Raw genomic sequence first — 19,874 nt, forward strand, 5'->3', positions numbered from 1 at the left:
TACCAAACTTAATGTAAGCGCACTATTCTACTCGGGAAATGTCAGATCACCAAACCAGAGATGATACCAGCGTGGATGTATTTCCTGTCTATACCGAGCTATTTGTAATTTTTCTTTTTTAAACCAAACGGTTATCTGTCCAGATTCCGCCGTGTTAATCCATTTAATATTACTGTGTTTGTACCGTAAATACACTTTATGCGATGGTATTTTCCAAGGGCTGTATCTTGCAGAAGAGACTAATACCACCTTTGGTGAAACGGTTCTAATGAATAATGAGGTTGATGAAGTATTACTACCATGGTGTGGTGCAAACAGAATATCTGAATCTAATTGATGCTTATAAAGTGCGGTGATCGCTTTTTCTCCCTGATTTTCTATATCACCTGTCAGTAAAATTTTATGCTTTCCATCACTCAACATAATGACACAAGAATCATTATTGTGTGACTTTTTAGATAACTGTTCCGGCCACAGTACTTCAAAATTCAGCTTGCCCCATTGCCAGCGCTGCCCTTTATAACAAGGAAGGTGCTTTTTACCGCCAAAACTGCTGCGTATATTTAACCAAGGGTATTGCCTAGTTAGGAAATTAACACCACCAGTATGATCGAGATGGTTATGACTCAAAATAATCCCCATAGGAATAATTTTTTTGCGTTTGAGGTAAGGGATTATCTGCCGTTGTGCATTATTTCCATCAGCCCAACGGTTTCCTGTATCATAGAGATACGCCACCCCATTTTGTTGTATAATGACAGCAAGCCCATGGCCTATATCAAGGGTAGTTAAGCTCCATTGTGGCTCCTCTTTATCAGCGTTGTTCTCTGTCCCTATACATATCGCAATAATACAACCTAATAATCCAATATAAGATTTATACCAACCAAATGTGATAAATCCGCCGATTAGCCAACAAAATAAAAAGAGCCATACTGATATTGATGGTAGCTCAAACCAAAAATGACTTAACCCCTTTAATGGCTTTATGCCTAGCGATATGATCCTATCGATAAGCTGTAAAATAAACTGATGGATATCAGGTACTGGAAACGGCAACAATAGAAATGATAACAAAATGAAAGGAACAACTAACCATGACACAATTGGCACTAACCATAAATTAGCCCAAAAATTCATTAAGTTAAAACCTTGAAATAGCATGATTTGTATTGGCGCTAATAAGATTAATAACCCGACTTGTAGATGAATAAAGGGAATAATCCATCGCATTATTTTAGGGTAATGAGAATATGACGCCAAAGGGAATAATTGGAACCAATATAAAATGGCTAACACCGCAAAACTGGACAGCCAAAAACTATCAGACAATATTGCTAAAGGGTCCGCCGCAATAATTAGCCCGATACTCCATATTGCCCATTGCCATGAGAAATAACGGCTATTTTGCTGTGTAATATATATCCATAACCCTAATGCAATTAGAGCTCTTACCGCAGGAATCGCGAAGCCTGAAATCCATCCATAAAGCCCAGCAAAAATAAAACCGATGACAATCGGTATGTTAGGATTAATGAAGTAACGGGGAAGTCGGTAAAGTAAAAGCCGCGCAATCCAATAGCCTAAAAGATAAGATAAACCAATATGTAAACCAGATATCGCAATCAGATGACTCACACCCGTATTTTGCAACAGCATGGATAATTCTGTTGTTAATAACCCGCGTTCTCCAAACATTAATGCATAAGTGATACCTGCATTTTCTAATATGGATATATTCTTCTTGTACGACTCGATGATATTATGTCTAGGTGAGCACTGGGAATTAATCACTGTAGATTGTGAGCTTTTTAATTTCCCTATAATACGTTGAGATAAGCGATAACGTTGTTGGTCGAATCCTCCTTCATTCAAAGAGGCATGTAATGGGTTTAAACGCGCATGAATCCGCCAAGACTGCCCTTCACAAAGTTTATTATTCGTTTTACCTTTCGCTTGCCATACCGCATAAAGTGGAGGAAAAACAAATTTCCCCTCTATTTTATCTATTCTGACCTTGATTTTCCCTTTCTCTTGATTGAATAAAGGAGAACTGATAATCGTAATATCTAAAGGTTGATACCGTTGAGATAAGAGATTTATTTTTTCGATAACCTCATTTGCATGCCAACATGCCCATATAAAAGAGATGATGATTAAAATAAAAAACTTTAAATTGCGTTGGGCTTTAATAAAAGCGAAGAAAAGCAATAAAATTATTAATAAATAATTTATTTGGGGAATATCATGAATAAATAAAATAGGTAGTGCGCCTATGAAAATGGCTATTGCTGCTAAAGTATAGGAAAGTTTTCCCCCTCGAAAAAGCGCCAACCAACTTTCAAGCATAGTATCGCCTCTCAGTACGCCACGTGAATAATTAGCATACTTAGGCCAATAATATTAATAAACGTATCATAATCAATGATACGAGCAGCTTCCCAGTTATGAATGCAAATCAGAAAAATGTGATCTTTTTTAAGTGCGCCTTCGCAAATTGCGAATAATTTTCTTATTTAAGATGCAAACCCCTCTACTTACCATTTATTTGTTTAGTTAGTTAGTTAGTTAGTTAGTTAGTTAGTTAGTTAGTTAGTTAGTTAGTTAGTTAAATAATAAAAAACGGCGCTACATAATGTAAACGCCGTTTTGAACTAATAATTAAGATTTATAGTCAATTACTGACCATAAATATTTACACGGTCACGTAATTCCTTACCGGGTTTAAAGTGAGGAACGTATTTACCTTCCAACTCCACTTTGTCTCCAGTTTTTGGGTTACGCCCAACACGCGGAGCACGGTAGTGAAGAGAAAAACTGCCGAATCCGCGGACTTCTATACGTTCACCACCAGCCAGGGTATCTGCCATATGCTCGAGAATTTCTTTAACAGCTTCCTCGACCGTTTTTGCTGACAAATGAGATTGCTGGCTAGCCAGTCTTTCGATTAACTCAGACTTGGTCATAGTACCTCCCTAAACTACCGTTACGAAGGGGCAACTTTCGTGCCCCCACCTTAATTATTCGCCTTTAGCTGCTTTGAAAGCTTCAGCCATTGCGTTGTTACCAAAGCTAGTATCTTCTTGCTTGTTCACAGTAGCGATAGCGTCTTTTTCATCAGCTTCGTCTTTTGCACGAACAGACAGGTTGATTACACGGTTTTTACGGTCAACACCCGTGTATTTAGCTTCAACATCATCACCTACTTTCAGAATCTGTGTTGCATCTTCAACACGGTCACGTGAAGCTTCAGAAGCACGTAGGTAACCTTCAACGCCCAGAGTCAGCTCAACAGTTGCACCTTTAGCATCAACTGCGATAACTTTACCAGTTACGATTGCGCCTTTCTTAGTTGCTGCTAAGTAGTTGTTGAATGGATCTTCAGCTAACTGCTTAACACCTAGAGAAATACGCTCACGCTCTGCATCGACTTGCAGAACAACAGCTGCGATTTCGTCACCTTTTTTGTATTCACGAACTGCTTCTTCGCCTGCAACGTTCCAGGAGATGTCAGACAGGTGAACCAGGCCATCGATACCGCCTTCCAGTCCGATGAAGATACCAAAGTCAGTGATTGACTTGATTTTACCTTCAACGCGGTCGCCTTTGTTGTGAGTTTCTGCAAATTGCTGCCATGGGTTAGATTTGCATTGTTTCAGGCCCAGGGAGATACGACGACGTTCTTCATCGATATCCAGAACCATAACTTCAACAACATCACCAACATTCACAACTTTAGATGGGTGGATGTTTTTGTTAGTCCAATCCATTTCTGAAACGTGAACCAGACCTTCAACGCCTTCTTCGATTTCTACGAAGCAACCATAGTCAGTCAGGTTAGTAACGCGACCAGTCAGTTTAGTACCTTCTGGGTAACGTTTAGCGATTGCGACCCAAGGATCTTCGCCCAGTTGTTTCAGACCCAGAGAAACACGAGTGCGCTCACGGTCGAATTTCAGAACTTTAACTGTGATTTCATCACCAACATTGACGATTTCGCTTGGGTGTTTAACACGTTTCCAAGCCATATCAGTGATGTGCAGCAGGCCATCAACACCGCCGAGGTCAACGAATGCACCGTAGTCAGTAAGGTTCTTAACGATACCTTTAACTTCCATGCCTTCTTGCAGATTTTCGAGCAGTTGATCACGTTCTGCGCTGCTTTCAGATTCAATTACAGCACGGCGAGAAACAACAACGTTGTTGCGTTTCTGATCCAGCTTAATAACTTTGAACTCTAGCTCTTTGCCTTCCAAGTGCGTAGTGTCACGAACTGGGCGAACGTCTACCAGTGAACCAGGTAAGAACGCACGGATGCCGTTCAGTTCAACAGTGAAACCACCTTTAACTTTACCGTTGATAACACCTGTTACAGTTTCAGCTTCTTCGTAAGCTTTTTCCAGCATCAGCCATGCTTCATGACGTTTAGCTTTCTCACGAGAAAGGATAGTTTCACCGAAACCATCTTCAACTGCATCCAGAGCTACGTCGATTTCGTCGCCAACTTGGATTTCTAGCTCACCCTGAGCATTTTTGAATTGTTCTACTGGGATAGCAGATTCAGATTTCAGACCTGCGTCAACTAGAACAACGTCTTTATCGATGGCAACAACTGTACCACGGACGATAGAACCAGGACGGGTTTCAATATTCTGCAGGGATTCTTCAAAGAGTTGAGCAAAAGATTCTGTCATATTAATGATCTTCAAGGGTTTTTAATTAACGTCCATTCAGCTTCCGGCCAAATGGGGTTGTTTCACATACCCCACAACTTTCCATGTCATAAGGTTGCTACCATGTTGAACTAAAAATCAACATAGTATTAAGTGCGTATACTATCTACATTATAAGCTAAAATACAGCCAATTATTAAGATAATTGTAGAATTTTTTTCGCATAGGCCTGTGCTTTTTCAATGACTTCCCCAATAGACATACTTGTGGAATCCAGTATTAAAGCATCCTTCGCGGCGACTAAAGGCGCAACTTTACGGTTACGATCCCGATAATCACGTTCTTGTATTTCGGTCAAAAGTCGTTCAAAGTTAACATCAAACCCTTTTTCCTGCAACTGCTTCATACGTCGATGAGCTCGCTCTTCGGCAGAGGCATCCAGGAAAATTTTGACTGGCGCATCAGGAAAAACAACGGTTCCCATATCACGGCCATCCGCAATCAGCCCAGGCATAGCCCTAAAAGCGCGCTGACGGCGCAGCAAAGCTTCCCTTACGCGGGGGAAAGCCGCTATTTGTGATGCTGTCTTACCGACATCTTCAGTACGAATTTGATTTGAAACATCTTCGCCTTCTAAAATCACTTTTAACTGGTCTTCTTCAGGTACAAAGCGTACATCGAGATTTGCCGCTAAAGGCACTAACGCATCTTCTGACTGAATATCAACATGATGATGCAGTGCTGCTAATGCGAGAACGCGATAAATAGCGCCAGAATCTAAGAGTTGCCATCCAAACTGATTTGCCAGCGCTTGGCATAATGTACCTTTACCAGCTCCGCTTGGTCCATCAACGGTGATTACAGGGGCTACAGCCACCATAAAAGGTCTCCTTCATCTGCAAGTGATTTAAGCACCTGCAATTAAAATCTGTGGCTGTATTATACCTACTCGACGATTTTGTGAAATAAGTGCTTGCCAATGAGTTAAAGAAAAAACCTAGACCAAATAACGTTAGCAACGATGAAATGAAGGCACTGACTGACATTACGGCTATTTATGTCAGTCAGTCGATTGATTAAAATTTAACTCAAACGTGCCAGCTGTTGGAAATAATCAGGGAATGTTTTTGCTGTACAGCCAGGATCAAGAATTGTCACTGGTGTATCGGATAGAGCCACCAGTGAAAAACACATTGCAATTCGATGATCGTTGTACGTTTCAATTTCCGCATGCTGCAATTGTGCTGGAGGAACAATACGAATAAAATCATATCCTTCTTCAACTTCAGCACCGACTTTTCGTAATTCTGTCGCCATTGCATACAACCTGTCAGTTTCTTTTACACGCCAGTTGTAAATATTGCGGATCACGGTTTCCCCTTTCGCAAATAAGGCGACGGTACCAATTGTCATTGCCGCATCGGGGATAGCATTCATATCCATATCAATGCCGCTAAGAGTCCCTCGTTCACACTCAACAAAGTCATCCCCCCAACGGATTGTCGCTCCCATTTTTTCCAGTACATTGGCAAATTTAGTATCACCCTGTAGGCTATTACGGCCAATACCTGTCACCCTTACTGTTCCCCCTTTAATTGCCGCTGCGGCGAGGAAATAAGAAGCGGACGAAGCATCACCTTCAACCAAATATTCACCCGGTGATTGATACTGCTGTTGTCCCTGAATAATAAATTGCTGGTATTGATGATTTTCTACTTTGACACCGAATGTATCCATCAATGCAAGTGTAATATCAATATAAGGTTTTGAAACCAAATCACCTGAAATCGTAATGACGGTATCTTTCTTCGCCAAGGGCGCTGCCATGAGAAGCGCGGTTAAAAATTGGCTGGAAACCGAACCATCCACCGATATTGCGCCACCAGAAAAACCACCTTGTAAACGAATGGGGGGATAATTCTCTTGTTCTAAATATTCAATAACGGCCCCGCCTTCACGTAAAGCATCAACTAGATGCCCAATTGGGCGCTCTTTCATGCGAGGCTCGCCGGTTAGAATAATGTTATTCGCGGCTAACGAGAGTACTGCCGTTAAAGGACGCATTGCCGTACCCGCATTGCCTAGAAAAATATCTAATTGTTCTGGGTGACACAGAATGCCGCCAAGACCTTTAACACTGCAACGGGTTTTATCTTCAGACAATTGATAATCAATACCTAATTGGCTTAATGCATTCAGCATATGGCGAATATCATCACTGTCTAATAAGTTTGTCAGCACCGTTGTGCCGTTAGCCATTGCCGCTAATAAAAGCGCTCGGTTCGATACACTTTTAGACCCTGGCAGGTTGATCGTTCCGTTGATTGAAGAGATAGGTTGTAATGTCAGGGATTGCATAAAGCGCGGGTTCTCCAATACTGTTTTCCTAATAATTTATTATCGTTTTCAAAATAGAAGAGAGTAAAACCCGACCTAACATTCAATGCTTAGGTCGGGAAATCGATTACGCGTGGCGACGTTCAAAGTCAGCCATAAAGTCAACAAGAGCTTGGACCCCAGCTAATGGCATTGCATTATAGATTGATGCACGCATACCACCAGAAACACGGTGCCCTTTGAGTGACAATAGGCCTTGTGCTTTTGCTTCCTCAAGGAATTTTTCATCCAGTGCAGGGTTTTGCATTTGGAAAGGCACGTTCATCCACGAACGATTTTCCACCGCGACTCGGTTGATATAAAACTCACTGTCATCGATTGCGTTATACAGTAACTGGGATTTTTCATAGTTACGTTTTGCCATCTCTTGCAGGCCGCCCTGTTCTTTTAACCATTTGAAAACCATGCCTGATAAGTACCAAGCAAAGGTAGGCGGTGTATTAAACATAGAGTCATATTTAGCCAGCACCGTATAATCCAGCACGGAAGGTGTTTGTTTTGCTGCTTTACCGAGTAAATCTTCACGAATAATCACAATTGTTAAGCCGGCAGGACCAATATTTTTCTGTGCACCAGCGTAAACAACCCCGTAACGGCTAATATCGATAGGTTTAGAAAGAATGGATGATGAATAATCTGCAATAATGACTTTATCTTTAGGGAAATCAGGTTCTTCATGAATAGCGAGACCATCAATGGTTTCATTAGGGCAGTAGTGAACATAAGCTGCCTCTTGGCTTAATTGCCATTCACTCATCGGTTTAATACCTAAAACACCGTCTTTTTCTTGTTTTACTTGAATAATATTAGGTGAGCAGTATTTTTGTGCTTCTTCTGCTGCTGATTCGGCCCAATATCCACCAACAATATAGTCAGCGGTGGATTTATCGCCTAATAGATTCATCGGCAATGCCGCAAAATGACCGCGGGCACCCCCATGGCAAAATAACACTTTATAATTTTGTGGGATATTTAACAGATCACGTAGATTTTGCTCTGCTTCTTCTGCCACAGCAATAAAATCTTTACCGCGGTGGCTAACTTCCATGACAGAAACGCCCAAACCTTTCCAGTTACAAAACTCCTGTTCAGCACGACGCATGACCTCGACGGGTAGCATTGCAGGACCCGCACTGAAATTATAAACCTGACTCATTGATTTCACCCTATCTTCAATTTCAACAATGTTTGTTAAATTAATTCAGTGACTATGGTTGTATCATCCCCCGTCGCTGGCTGCAACGGTTATTGTCGGGTTAGGCAGAAATAGAATGAGGCGAATGAAAGGTAAAAAAAGAGCGGAATTTTGTTAATCGCGTCACAACAAATACCGTCACAATATTATCAAGCAATCGCAGGCTAAAAAAAAATAAAATCCCGATTATCGCTCGTTGGCCATAATCGGGATTTAAATATTTTTCAGTGAATAACTGAGTGACTAAGCAATCACTTTATTGACAATTTCTATTGCTTCTTGCTCTATTTGACGCAAATGTTCTTCACCACGGAAGCTTTCACAATAGATTTTATAAGCCTCTTCCGTTCCTGATGGACGTGCAGCAAACCAACCATGCTCTGTAATGACTTTTAATCCGCCAATAGAAGCGCCATTACCAGGAGCCGTTGTTAATCGTTGAATAATTTTATCACCCGCTAAAGAATCTGCGGTGACCATTTCAGGTGATAATTTGCTTAACTTCGCTTTTTGCGCATGAGTGGCTTTAGCTTGGATACGGCTATAGATTGGCGCGCCAAATTTTTCAGCTAATTTATTATAGCGCTGCTGAGGATTTTCCCCCGTTACTGCCGTGATTTCAGCCGCTAACAAACACAAAATAATGCCGTCTTTATCTGTGGACCATGGCGTACCATCAAATTTTAGGAAAGAGGCACCCGCGCTCTCTTCACCCCCAAATCCTAATGACCCGCTAAAGAGTCCATCAACAAACCATTTAAAACCAACCGGAACTTCCACGAGCTCACGACCGTTATCAGCAACAACACGGTCAATCATGGCACTGGATACCAGCGTTTTACCGACAGCAACCTCTTTTCGCCATTGAGGACGATGCTGGAATAGATAATCGATCGCGACAGCAAGGTAGTGGTTTGGATTCATTAAGCCTGCTGGGGTCACAATACCATGGCGGTCATAATCGGGATCATTAGCAAAGGCTAAATCAAACTTCTCTTTCATCCCTAGCAACCCCGCCATCGCCCAACGTGACGAACAGTCCATACGGATCACGCCATCATGATCGAGAGGCATAAAGCGGAAGGTTTGATCTAACTGATCGTTAACCAGTTCTAGGTCTAATTGATAATATTCCGCAATTTTTCGCCAATATTCGATACCTGAGCCACCAAGCGGATCCACGCCTAATTTCAAGCCCGCTTTTTGAATCGCTTGCATATCAATGACGTCACCGAGTGCTGCGACATACGGCATCACTAAATCTTTTTCTGTCACATAATCGCTGGCGAGAGCCTCTTCAAAAGAAATACGTTTCACGCCAGCCAATTTTTCTGCCAATAATTGATTCGCTCTCTTTTCAATAACTGACGTTAAATCGGTATCCGCGGGTCCCCCATTTGATGGGTTATATTTAATACCGCCATCTTCAGGGGGATTATGTGAAGGGGTAATCACAATGCCATCGGCGACATCTTGATGGGACTGGTTATAACTAAGGATGGCATGAGATATGGCAGGCGTTGGGGTAAAACCATTATCTGCTTGGATAACAACGTTAACCTGATTTGCAGTTAACACTTCAATAACAGAAATAAATGCAGCTTCAGACAACGCGTGAGTATCTTTACCAACAAAACATGGGCCAGTTAGACCTTGCTGTTGGCGTAACTCTGCAATCGCTTGAGCAATAGCAAGAATATGATTTTCATTAAAATTCTTTCTACTGGCACTACCTCGATGCCCTGACGTGCCAAACTTGACAGCGTGCTCAGGATTACCGACTTGTGGTTGCAATTGATAATATTGAGCGGTTAGTTGTGCAACATTAATCAAATCTGTTTGAAATGGAAGCTGCCCTGCACGTTCATGAATTGTCACTTGTTATCTCCCAATGCGCTGGTCCTTGGTCATAGCACCAGCGATGCCTCAATTTTTAGATTAGATAGTATTACAAACTTTCTCAATCACATTGGCAGGGAACTGCATCTCCTGCATGATGGCTTCAACCATGCTACGTTTGCGATTGGTATTTGTATTGGTGATTACCCAGAATGGCGTTCCTGGGATATGGCGAGGTTTTGACTGCTTGCCTGCGGCTAGCAGTGTTTGCTCATCGCCAGCAAAATACACGCGGGTACGACCATGCATTGACTCTGTGGCATTAGCAAAGATAGTCGCATCTAAGCTATAGAGTGTCGATAAAATTAGCATAAAACGGTCTATGGCTTTGCCTTTTTCTGCATACGCATCAGAAAGCAGAAGTTCTCTCATGACCCTAACTGGATTTTGCGGCGTAATCGTTGTTTTCTTTGTCTCTTCAACAACCGTTTGTGGCAGTTGTTCATTGCCGAGTTCTTTGGTGGCTTGTACTGGCTGACCGGACTTTAAATTTAACATACGGCGCAAAATATCCGATGCACTTTCACCGATATGCAGTGTATGGCTGGCTATATAGCGGTAAAGCTCTTCATCAACTTCTATCGTTTTCATTTTTTCCCAGTACTTTTTTAACTAAAATTTGCTTTGCGATTATAAGATAGATTTCAAAAAAACAAAACAATTAAAATTTCAATAACTTAAAGTAAACAGCTCGCTAACTTCAGCGATATTTCAGTAAGTTATCACCTGATTGATTATTTTGTGTTTAATTAAGAAAAAAATACATAGATAACTAAATCAATTCCGTTATGTTATGTTTATTCTTTTATTGATAGCATAGATGAATTAATCAGCCAATTTGGTTTTTGATAGCGTACATGTCATCATATCTTTATATAGGATTAAAAGGCTGATTAATAAATTATGACTACCCTGCTAAACCATACCATTCATAAACCTGAAGCTCCAATCTCATCGACCCCCGTTGTTCTTATTCACGGCCTATTTGGTGATTTGCATAATCTCGGCGTGTTAGGTCGCGATTTACAAAAATATTTTGAGACTATCCAAGTTGATGTCAGAAACCATGGCGATTCATTTCGTGCAGATACCATGGAATATCGTCAAATGGCCCAAGATGTCATTACATTATTACAATCCCTCGGCTATAACAGCGCCATACTGATAGGTCATTCAATGGGAGGGAAAATTTCCATGGCCGCAACAGAAATCGCACCTGATTTTGTTGAGAAAGTTATCGCCATTGACATGGCTCCTGTTGCTTATCAGGTTCGTCGCCATGATACGATTATCGCCGCCCTTGAAGCCGTTCTCCGAAACGGAGCTAAAAACCGCCAAGAAGCCACAGCCATTATGCGTGAATATCTTGATGAAGACAGTGTGATTCAGTTTTTACTCAAATCATTCCGTCAGGGTGAATGGAAATTTAACCTTCCTGCCATCAAAGAAAATTATGAATCCATCATAGGTTGGAAAACTGTACCAACCTGGGATAAACCTGTGTTGTTAATTCCCGGTGGCAACTCTCCTTATGTTCAGGCGGAATACCGCGAGCAAATTGCAGCACAATTTCCTAATGCGAAAGCTTGGGTGGTTGCGGATGCTGGACATTGGGTTCACGCTGAAAAACCCGATCATGTGCTAAGAGCCATTCATCGTTTTCTCTCATTGCCTGAATACGAATAAATTCAGGCTTCATTGATAATGAAGGGAATAAATAACCCTTCATTATCAATATCCCCGAAATAAAAATATATAAGACAAACTTTAATACACTGATAATTATTATTTCTGTATTATCTTTGGACAAGCTATTTATTCAACTCAATCTATTGCTATTAATAATTATTTTATCATCAATTTTGATGATAAATAGATGTTATGTATTTTTACAACCAGCAATAAAACAAAGGAATGTTCACAGATATAATGGACAATAATAATACTCAATCAATACTACATTTTATTGGTGTGATAATAAGATTAACTCATGGGATGAATCAGGAAGCGTTTAATCAACTCATTGATAATACCAAAGATCTCAATGAGGCATTACACGTCATTAAAAAAAAGGTTCATGTCACCGTTCAATATAAAAATCAAAAAAACAAAAACATTGAAAAAATAGATACGCCCTCTATTATTTACGACCATGATGACACCGCTTATTTATTAGCTAATTTCAATCATGAAAAAGTTCTTATTCAACGATTTGGTCATTATCCACCGGAACTTTGGAGCTTAGCGGAATTTAAGCAAAAATGGAGTGGGAAATGGCTACACGTTAAATCCAAGCAAAGTCAATTTGATATTACATGGTTTCGAACTGAGTTTTTAAAACATAAAAAAATTATTGCATGTATTTTATTATTTTCATTTATGTTGCAAATACTTGCTTTGATCAGCCCTCTTATGATCCAAGTCATTATGGATAAAGTTTTAGTTCATAATAGTATGATGACCCTAGATGTTCTTATCTTTGGTCTGATTGTCGCCGCCATAATGGAGGTGACTCTCAAAGGGTTGAGAGAATATATCTATAACCATACTGTAAATCGAATCGATATCACTTTAGGATTAAAGCTAGTTAATCATTTGCTACACCTCCCCCTTTCTTTTTTCAAAAATCGTCAAATCGGCGCTATTGTCACAAGAGTTAAAGAACTAGAAACTATACGTGAGTTTTTAACAGGGAGCTTTTTTACACTTTGTGTCGATATTCTCTTCTTATTTGTCTTTATATATGTCATGAGTGTATTGTCTCTGACGCTCACGCTGGTTTTTCTCTGTTCTATTCCTTTTTATCTATTAATTGCTTGGTGGCTAACGCCTAAAATTGAAGCTGCGGCACATGAACAATTTACCAACATAGCGATAAACACTTCATTTTTAACAGAAAGTATTAATGGTATTGAGACCGCTAAAAGCCTGTCTATTGAACCTCATTTTACGCGCCGTTGGGATCAACAAACTTCTGATATGAGCCAGACTTCTTTCACTGCTGGCCAAATCGCTTCTCGTTCCGAATATATTGTGATGGTCATTGAAAAATTAACCAGCGCCATTATTTTATGGCTTGGAGCGACAGAAGTGCTGGCATTACAGCTGACTATCGGACAGTTTATTGCTTTTCATCTAATGGTTAATCACGCAAGCCAACCATTACTGAAATTAGTTAAGCTTTGGGGAGATTATATTAGAACCAAAGTGGCTATTGAAAAACTCGCACAAATGATTAATTTACCGATCGAGCAAATACAAGGTCGCGATAATAATCAATTAAACGGCAATATTTATTTACGTAATATTTCTTTCCGTTATCAACCTGATCAAGCTTATATTCTTGATAATTTTAATTTAGCCATTCGTTCAGGTGAAACATTAGGTATCGTCGGCACATCAGGTTCGGGAAAAAGCACCTTAGCACGCTTATTACTGCGGCTATATACCCCAGAAAAAGGCGAGATCTTTTTAGATGATACGCCAATATCATCGCTGAACATACACTCTTTAAGAAAACAAATTGGTATCGTTTTACAAGAAAACTTTCTTTTTAACCAGACTGTTTTCGATAATATCGCCCAGACTTATCCCAACGCATCCATGGATGAAGTGATCCATGCAGCTAAAATGGCCGGCGCCCATGAATTTATTTTAAAACTGCCCATGGGGTATGACACTTTATTAGCTGAAGGTGGCGCCTCATTATCGGGCGGGCAAAGGCAGCGAATAGCGATAGCACGAACACTACTAGCGAATCCTAAAATTATTATTTTTGATGAAGCAACAAGCGCATTAGATGATGAGTCTCAAACCGTTATACAGGAAAATATGCAGCTTATTGCTCAAGGTAGAACCCTTATTACGATTGCTCATCGTCTCTCTACCATTCGTCATCACCAACGCATTATCGTTATGCAAAAAGGTAAAATTGTCGAGCAAGGTAGTCATCAACAGCTCATTGAGCAAGGCCAATTTTATAAGCATTTGTGGACACTACAACAATCTTTTAAATAATTACATGGATGTTAACCCAATGAAATTAGGATCAGCGAACACTCGGTATCATCATTTTTTACCGTCCCATTTGGCTTTATTAAAAAACCCACCGTCATACCTTGCATTAATAACAGCCATAACCATCAGTATCGGTATTTTATTAGCCATTGTTTGGTCATATATCGGTAAATTGGATATTCAAGCCACAGCACAAGGTAAACTCGTGGTTTCAGGTCATACGCAATTTATTCAAGCTTTTGAGTTGAGTCGTTTACAACATATTTATGTGACTAATGGCCAAACAGTTAAACAAGGCGACCCTTTATTAAGAGTCAATGTGTTAGGGGTAAGCCAAGATATCCTCACTCTCAACTATCAAATTAGTTTTCAAAAAATTGAAAAATTAGTACATCATGCATTGTTAGAGGAAACTCATCCCAAATTCGCTCATGAATTTAGTCAATTATTAGCCCCTGAGCAGCAGCGCGTTTTAAAAAGCTATCAAAATTTAAAAAATGAGTATGACGCATTAATTAAAGAAACCGAAAATGAAATGGCTCTTAATCGTACCCATTACTTTGCAAGAACGCATGAGTTAAAAGATGTGAATGCACTATTAAATAATATCCAAAAACGTCTTGATGCACACCGGACGTTAAGCAAGAAACACCTGATTAGCCAAAAGGAATTTTTAGAACACGAAAAAGAACTGTTAATGGCTAAAAAAGAAAAAACCGCAAAACTGTCAGAACTAACCATTCTCAATAACCAATATGATTCATTACAAGAAAAACGTCATCGGTTACAAACACAAAAAAGACAAGAATGGTATGAAAAATATCGACAAGCAGAGTTTAAACAGGATTCTGCTGAGCAAGAATTACTAAAACATCAAGAAAGAGAACAGTTAAAGATCGTTCGTTCACCAGTGGATGGTACCGTACAACAATTGGCTACCTATACACTCGGCGCGGTACTACAACCTACTCAACAACTGATGGTAATAGTCCCCAACAAAGATGTTCAGCTGGCCGAGGTAAAAATTCTCAATAAAGATATTGGCTTTATTCGAGAAGGCCAAAATGTAACGGTTAAAATCGATGCCTTTCCCTACACTCGCTATGGCACGATTGAAGGAGAAGTCGTTTCTATCTCTAGAGATAGCACTCAAGATGAACAATTAGGCTTAGTCTTTTTAGGACAAATTGCGTTAAAGAAGAAAAATTTATTTGTTGAAGGCGAGAAAATTGAATTAACACCGGGTCTCTCTGTAACGACAGAAATAAAAACCGAAAAACGGCGTATTATCGATTATTTGTTAAGCCCAATCCAAGAATATACGACCACTGCCATGAGGGAAAAATAATCCATGAACGGAATTGAAAATAACTCAGGTCTAGAGGCTCTGGTATGGATTGCAAATTATTACCAAAAAAATGTCACAAAAGATCAGTTGATGCATGCAATTGGTATGCATGCGCTTTCCCCCACAGATTGGGAGCTCAGAGAATGTGCACATATTATAGGCTATGAAACTGAAATCACCCTATTAGATACCTCCAATATCCATGATGTGCCATTACCAGCCCTTATTTATTTAAATGGATTTTGGAGAATTCTGTCCAAAGATAAATCGAATGAATTAATTTTAATTGATCCAATTAATAATGAATTCATTCACTGGCATGAACGTCATTCAACTTATCCTGAAAGCCTAACACTCTTACTCATAAAAGAACAATTTGAAACAGAGAAAAAAACAACGTTTGGTATTAGTTGGTTTATCCCTTCAATACTTAGACAACGGTCGCAATTAAAAAATGTCTTTATTTTGGCAGCAATTGTGCAAATTTTTGCTTTAATTAGCCCGTTGTTTTTTCAAAATGTTATCGATAAAGTTTTAGTCGGACGCAGCTTAAATAGCTTACAGGTGTTGGCCATAGGAATTGTAGGTTTAGCATTCGTTGAACCTATTTATAGTTTTTTGCGTAATAAAATTTTTAGTTATACCAGTACACAGATTAGCGCTGAGTTATCAGGTAAGTTATATCGCCATTTAATGGCGTTACCTCTCGACTATTTTAAACAGCGCCCAACAGGAAAAATTATTGCTCGTATAAGAGAAATGACACGCATTCGCCAGTTTTTAACGGGGTCAACATTAATGTTATTTATCGACCTAGTATTTGTCATTCTCTTTATGGCTGTTTTATTTTCTTACAGTGTTGTCATGTCATGGATCTTAATGGGGTCTTTAGCACTCTTTTGTATTCTATGGATGATACTCGGCCCAATCATTCGTCTACACACTGAAAAATCCTATCAAGCAGATGAAAATAGTCTCACTTTCTTGACTGAGGCAATGACTGGCATTGAAACCATAAAAACCACCGCGACCGAAAAATACGTCTATCGCCGCTGGCAAAAACGGCTCAGTAAACAGCTTATTCAAGGTTTCAAAGTGACTTTACGGAGTATAGTGGCAACACAATTAATGACGCTCGTCAGTAAAATCACCACCGCTTTGTTACTTTGGATCGGAGTAAAAGAAGTGATGAGTGGTGGAATGACTGCGGGTGAATTAGTCGCTTACAATATGTTAAGTGCTCATGTCACTCAACCAGTACTGCGCTTAGCTCAAATTTGGCAAGATTTTCAACATACCATCATATCGCTTCGTCGTGTAGGGGACATCCTTGATGAGCCGATTGAAAATGAAAGAAAAGGGATTACCAGTAGTGCTTCTATACAAGGCAATATTGATTTCCATAATATTCGCTTTCGTTATCACCCAGAAACACCTGAGGTGCTATGTAACCTAACGTTAACCATTAAAGCGGGCGAGTTTATTGGTATTACAGGACCATCGGGGTCTGGAAAAAGTACCTTAACCAAACTGCTACAACGGTTATATATTCCGCAACAGGGACAAGTTATCGTTGACGGTATGGACCTAGCTGTCAGTGATACCATCGCGTTGCGACGTCGCATGAGTATAGTACTACAAGAAAGCCAGCTATTTGTCGGTACTATTGAGGAAAACATTCGTTTGAGTCACCCCCAAGCGAGCCATGAAGAGGTGATTGAAGCTGCCACTCTCGCCGGTGCCTATGATTTTATCATGTCACTACCCGATAATTTTAATTATCCTGTGTCTGAACGCGGGCTTAATCTATCAGGGGGACAACGTCAACGTATCGCACTCGCTAGAGCACTGTTAACAAAACTCGATATTCTGATCCTTGATGAAGCCACATCGGCGTTAGATTATGACTCAGAGGCCGCAATCATGAAGAATATGCCACTTATTACTAAAGGAAGGACAGTCATCAGTATCGCACATCGCTTAAACACGATTCAGTATGCCGATAGGATTTGTGTTATTCGCGATGGCGAAATTGCCGAAATCGATACCCACCCAAATTTACTACAGAAAAATGGCGTTTATGCCCATCTGTGGCGGCAGCAGACCCAGTAAATTGTGCTTAATTAGCACCAATAGAATCTAGATTGGTGCTTTTTCAAGCAAATCATTCTTTTTTTTACTATCAATAACTTTCGCTCCATATACGCTATGGTACAAGGGAGTCAGCTAGGGTATCATTGCGCGCTGGATTATTGGTACACGCCCTTTAGCATTAAAAAAATATGGCAAAAGAACAAACTGATCGCACTACCCTTGATTTGTTCGCTGAGGAACGCAGGCCTGGGCGACCTAAAACAAGTCCGCTATCGCGGGATGAACAATTAAGAATTAACAAACGAAACCAACTTAAGCGTGATAAGGTCAAAGGACTACGCCGCGTCGAATTAAAACTCAATGAAGATGCAGTGGCCATATTGAATCAATTGGCTGATGAAAAAAACATGAGCCGTAGTGAGCTAATAGAAGAAATGTTGATGTCACAACTAGCACTGGTCTACGAGCCTTCTGGTGAATGATTTCCTCTTCTAAATCACACAAATTCGACAGATTTATTCACGCTTTTTCGCCAAAATAGGGCCAAAATTCTCGTTATTTTAGTTCAAATTTAGCCCTATCTGGCTTGAACAAACCAGATTGGAAAAACAAGAGGTTATTCACTTTATGGCAGTCATAGGCATTTTCTTCGGTAGTGACACTGGTAATACAGAAAATATTGCCAAGATGATCCAAAAGAGATTAGGCAGTGAGAACGCGGAAGTTCATGATATTGCTAAATGCAGCAAAGAAGATATTGAAGCATTCGATATTCTACTTCTCGGTATCCCAACTTGGTATTACGGCGAAGCTCAATGTGATTGGGATGACTTTTTCCCAACCCTCGAAGAAATTGATTTTGATGGCAAACTTGTCGCGCTATTTGGCTGTGGTGACCAAGAAGACTACGCAGAATACTTCTGTGATGCAATGGGGACCATTCGCGATATTATTGAACCACGTGGCGCTGTCATTGTCGGTCATTGGCCTACAGATGGCTACCATTTTGAAGTGTCTAAAGGTATGGCAGATGATAATCACTTTATCGGCCTTGCTATTGATGAAGACCGCCAGCCTGAGCTGACTGAAGAACGCGTTGATGCATGGGTACAACAAATTTCAGAAGAGATGTCTCTAGCCGAAATTTTGGGCTAAGCTGACGATAGAAATAAAATGAAACTATTATAATAATGAGACAGAGCATGGTTTCTATTTTTTATTTCCATGCCTATAATTGTAAATCAGTTTCGATGACAACTGAGCTTATGTTAAAAATGTCTCATTATTGTTAAATTTATGATTTAAGATACAGGACAAACCCGCATGACAGACAACAACAAAGCATTGAAGAATGCTGGACTCAAAGTCACTCTTCCAAGATTAAAGATATTGGAAGTACTTCAGGAGCCTGAGTGCCATCACGTCAGTGCGGAAGATCTCTATAAAAAACTCATTGATATGGGCGAAGAGATCGGTCTGGCTACGGTATACCGCGTATTGAACCAATTTGATGATGCTGGCATTGTCACACGTCATAACTTTGAAGGCGGTAAATCCGTTTTTGAACTGACTCAACAGCACCACCACGATCATCTGATTTGTTTAGATTGTGGTAAAGTTATCGAATTCTCTGATAAATCCATTGAAGAACGTCAGACCAATATTGCTGCACGCCATGGTATTAAACTCTCTAACCACAGCTTGTACCTATATGGTCACTGTGCTGATGGCGATTGCCGCGAAAATGCGGATGCTCACGAAGCAAAAGAGTAATTTAATGGTTGAAAAACCATTAACATAATTCATAAAAAGGAACGTATTTAGCTCCTTATATATATACTGATAAACCTCATGAATCACATGGGGTTTTCTTTTATTTATCGCTAAATACTGACGCATGTCTTGCGTCAGCTTGCCTTATTTATCAAGAAAAACATCCTGAGTCATCATCTCTCCCATCCTTCTATTTTCCAATCATCGATCTCATGACAAAACAGACGTTAATCAAACAGTCGCATCATTATATTGTATCTATAAACTCAGCTAACTATAAATAGCTAACAGTTTACGATGAACCTGATGCTGCGATTGTCAGGGAAAGGTGTATTAGAAAAGATAAAGCACCTAAGTGCCAATGACGAGATTACTGAGTCTCCTCAAAATACATGTCGTCTGGATATAGAAAAAGCGGTGTCTATTGAAGCTGAAAGCGTTAATTTCTTGGCAATCATCGTCTATTAAACATACACGA

At 40.0% G+C, this 19,874-nt stretch carries 16 protein-coding genes; 8 read left to right on the forward strand and 8 right to left on the reverse strand.

Going from position 1 to position 19,874, the window contains the following annotated elements:
• Positions 1–27 precede the first annotated feature (27 nt).
• The 8 genes from O7C57_RS14235 to seqA form a co-directional block, all read right to left on the reverse strand.
• Complete coding sequence (locus O7C57_RS14235; RefSeq protein WP_269723261.1) at positions 28–2,349, reverse strand: DNA internalization-related competence protein ComEC/Rec2; 2,322 nt, start codon at positions 2,347–2,349, stop codon at positions 28–30.
• A gap of 329 nt (positions 2,350–2,678) precedes the next feature.
• A complete protein-coding gene (gene ihfB / locus O7C57_RS14240; RefSeq protein ID WP_042846474.1) occupies positions 2,679–2,966 on the reverse strand; it encodes an integration host factor subunit beta in 288 nt (95 codons plus the stop codon).
• Between the two features lie 54 nt (positions 2,967–3,020).
• On the reverse strand, positions 3,021–4,694 hold the full coding sequence (gene rpsA, locus O7C57_RS14245; protein WP_163862629.1) for a 30S ribosomal protein S1: 1,674 nt from the start codon (positions 4,692–4,694) through the stop codon (positions 3,021–3,023).
• Between the two features lie 175 nt (positions 4,695–4,869).
• Positions 4,870–5,553 carry a (d)CMP kinase gene (gene cmk / locus O7C57_RS14250; protein WP_154624624.1) on the reverse strand — a complete coding sequence of 228 codons (684 nt, stop codon included), beginning with the start codon at positions 5,551–5,553 and terminating at the stop codon, positions 4,870–4,872.
• A 203-nt stretch (positions 5,554–5,756) separates the two neighbouring features.
• Positions 5,757–7,031 carry a 3-phosphoshikimate 1-carboxyvinyltransferase gene (aroA, locus tag O7C57_RS14255; protein WP_163863630.1) on the reverse strand — a complete coding sequence of 425 codons (1,275 nt, stop codon included), beginning with the start codon at positions 7,029–7,031 and terminating at the stop codon, positions 5,757–5,759.
• Between the two features lie 106 nt (positions 7,032–7,137).
• On the reverse strand, positions 7,138–8,226 hold the full coding sequence (gene serC, locus O7C57_RS14260; protein WP_154624623.1) for a 3-phosphoserine/phosphohydroxythreonine transaminase: 1,089 nt from the start codon (positions 8,224–8,226) through the stop codon (positions 7,138–7,140).
• 282 nt (positions 8,227–8,508) lie between these two features.
• Positions 8,509–10,143 (reverse strand): phosphoglucomutase (alpha-D-glucose-1,6-bisphosphate-dependent), encoded by a 1,635-nt coding sequence (gene pgm / locus O7C57_RS14265; protein WP_163862632.1) that lies wholly within the window; start codon positions 10,141–10,143, stop codon positions 8,509–8,511.
• A gap of 60 nt (positions 10,144–10,203) precedes the next feature.
• Complete coding sequence (seqA, locus tag O7C57_RS14270; RefSeq protein ID WP_154624622.1) at positions 10,204–10,755, reverse strand: replication initiation negative regulator SeqA; 552 nt, start codon at positions 10,753–10,755, stop codon at positions 10,204–10,206.
• Positions 10,756–11,067: 312 nt separating this feature from the next.
• On the opposite strand from seqA, the gene O7C57_RS14275 reads away from it, so the two are divergent.
• From O7C57_RS14275 to O7C57_RS14310, 8 genes are all read left to right on the forward strand, one after another.
• Positions 11,068–11,850 carry an alpha/beta fold hydrolase gene (locus O7C57_RS14275; protein WP_247047728.1) on the forward strand — a complete coding sequence of 261 codons (783 nt, stop codon included), beginning with the start codon at positions 11,068–11,070 and terminating at the stop codon, positions 11,848–11,850.
• 243 nt (positions 11,851–12,093) lie between these two features.
• The gene (locus O7C57_RS14280; RefSeq protein WP_269723262.1) at positions 12,094–14,181 is read left to right on the forward strand and encodes a peptidase domain-containing ABC transporter; all 2,088 of its coding nucleotides are present in this window, start codon (positions 12,094–12,096) and stop codon (positions 14,179–14,181) included.
• Positions 14,182–14,200: 19 nt separating this feature from the next.
• On the forward strand, positions 14,201–15,529 hold the full coding sequence (locus O7C57_RS14285; RefSeq protein WP_269723263.1) for an HlyD family type I secretion periplasmic adaptor subunit: 1,329 nt from the start codon (positions 14,201–14,203) through the stop codon (positions 15,527–15,529).
• 3 nt (positions 15,530–15,532) lie between these two features.
• Entirely contained in the window at positions 15,533–17,641 is a 2,109-nt protein-coding gene (locus O7C57_RS14290) for a type I secretion system permease/ATPase (protein ID WP_269723264.1), read from the forward strand.
• A 170-nt stretch (positions 17,642–17,811) separates the two neighbouring features.
• Positions 17,812–18,105, forward strand: a complete 294-nt coding sequence (ybfE, locus tag O7C57_RS14295; protein WP_154624617.1) for a LexA regulated protein — start codon at positions 17,812–17,814, stop codon at positions 18,103–18,105.
• A gap of 145 nt (positions 18,106–18,250) precedes the next feature.
• On the forward strand, positions 18,251–18,778 hold the full coding sequence (fldA, locus tag O7C57_RS14300; protein WP_154624616.1) for a flavodoxin FldA: 528 nt from the start codon (positions 18,251–18,253) through the stop codon (positions 18,776–18,778).
• Between the two features lie 168 nt (positions 18,779–18,946).
• On the forward strand, positions 18,947–19,396 hold the full coding sequence (gene fur / locus O7C57_RS14305) for a ferric iron uptake transcriptional regulator (protein WP_154624615.1): 450 nt from the start codon (positions 18,947–18,949) through the stop codon (positions 19,394–19,396).
• 306 nt (positions 19,397–19,702) lie between these two features.
• On the forward strand, positions 19,703–19,864 hold the full coding sequence (locus O7C57_RS14310) for a hypothetical protein (protein WP_269723265.1): 162 nt from the start codon (positions 19,703–19,705) through the stop codon (positions 19,862–19,864).
• The last annotated feature ends 10 nt before the right edge of the window (positions 19,865–19,874 follow it).

This window comes from Providencia sp. 21OH12SH02B-Prov (assembly GCF_027362595.1).
Classification (GTDB): Bacteria; Pseudomonadota; Gammaproteobacteria; order Enterobacterales; family Enterobacteriaceae; genus Providencia; species Providencia zhejiangensis.

Bases quoted from the DNA above. Each gene is read 5' to 3' on its own strand.
- rpsA (WP_163862629.1), bottom strand. From the start codon at position 4,694: ATGACAGAATCTTTTGCTCAACTCTTTGAAGAATCCCTGCAGAATATT.
- O7C57_RS14275 (WP_247047728.1), top strand. From the start codon at position 11,068: ATGACTACCCTGCTAAACCATACCATTCATAAACCTGAAGCTCCAATC.
- O7C57_RS14310 (WP_269723265.1), top strand. From the start codon at position 19,703: ATGCTGCGATTGTCAGGGAAAGGTGTATTAGAAAAGATAAAGCACCTA.
- fur (WP_154624615.1), top strand. From the start codon at position 18,947: ATGACAGACAACAACAAAGCATTGAAGAATGCTGGACTCAAAGTCACT.
- O7C57_RS14280 (WP_269723262.1), top strand. From the start codon at position 12,094: ATGGACAATAATAATACTCAATCAATACTACATTTTATTGGTGTGATA.
- fldA (WP_154624616.1), top strand. From the start codon at position 18,251: ATGGCAGTCATAGGCATTTTCTTCGGTAGTGACACTGGTAATACAGAA.
- O7C57_RS14235 (WP_269723261.1), bottom strand. From the start codon at position 2,349: ATGCTTGAAAGTTGGTTGGCGCTTTTTCGAGGGGGAAAACTTTCCTAT.
- cmk (WP_154624624.1), bottom strand. From the start codon at position 5,553: ATGGTGGCTGTAGCCCCTGTAATCACCGTTGATGGACCAAGCGGAGCT.
- seqA (WP_154624622.1), bottom strand. From the start codon at position 10,755: ATGAAAACGATAGAAGTTGATGAAGAGCTTTACCGCTATATAGCCAGC.
- serC (WP_154624623.1), bottom strand. From the start codon at position 8,226: ATGAGTCAGGTTTATAATTTCAGTGCGGGTCCTGCAATGCTACCCGTC.
- O7C57_RS14290 (WP_269723264.1), top strand. From the start codon at position 15,533: ATGAACGGAATTGAAAATAACTCAGGTCTAGAGGCTCTGGTATGGATT.
- O7C57_RS14285 (WP_269723263.1), top strand. From the start codon at position 14,201: ATGAAATTAGGATCAGCGAACACTCGGTATCATCATTTTTTACCGTCC.
- aroA (WP_163863630.1), bottom strand. From the start codon at position 7,031: ATGCAATCCCTGACATTACAACCTATCTCTTCAATCAACGGAACGATC.
- ihfB (WP_042846474.1), bottom strand. From the start codon at position 2,966: ATGACCAAGTCTGAGTTAATCGAAAGACTGGCTAGCCAGCAATCTCAT.
- ybfE (WP_154624617.1), top strand. From the start codon at position 17,812: ATGGCAAAAGAACAAACTGATCGCACTACCCTTGATTTGTTCGCTGAG.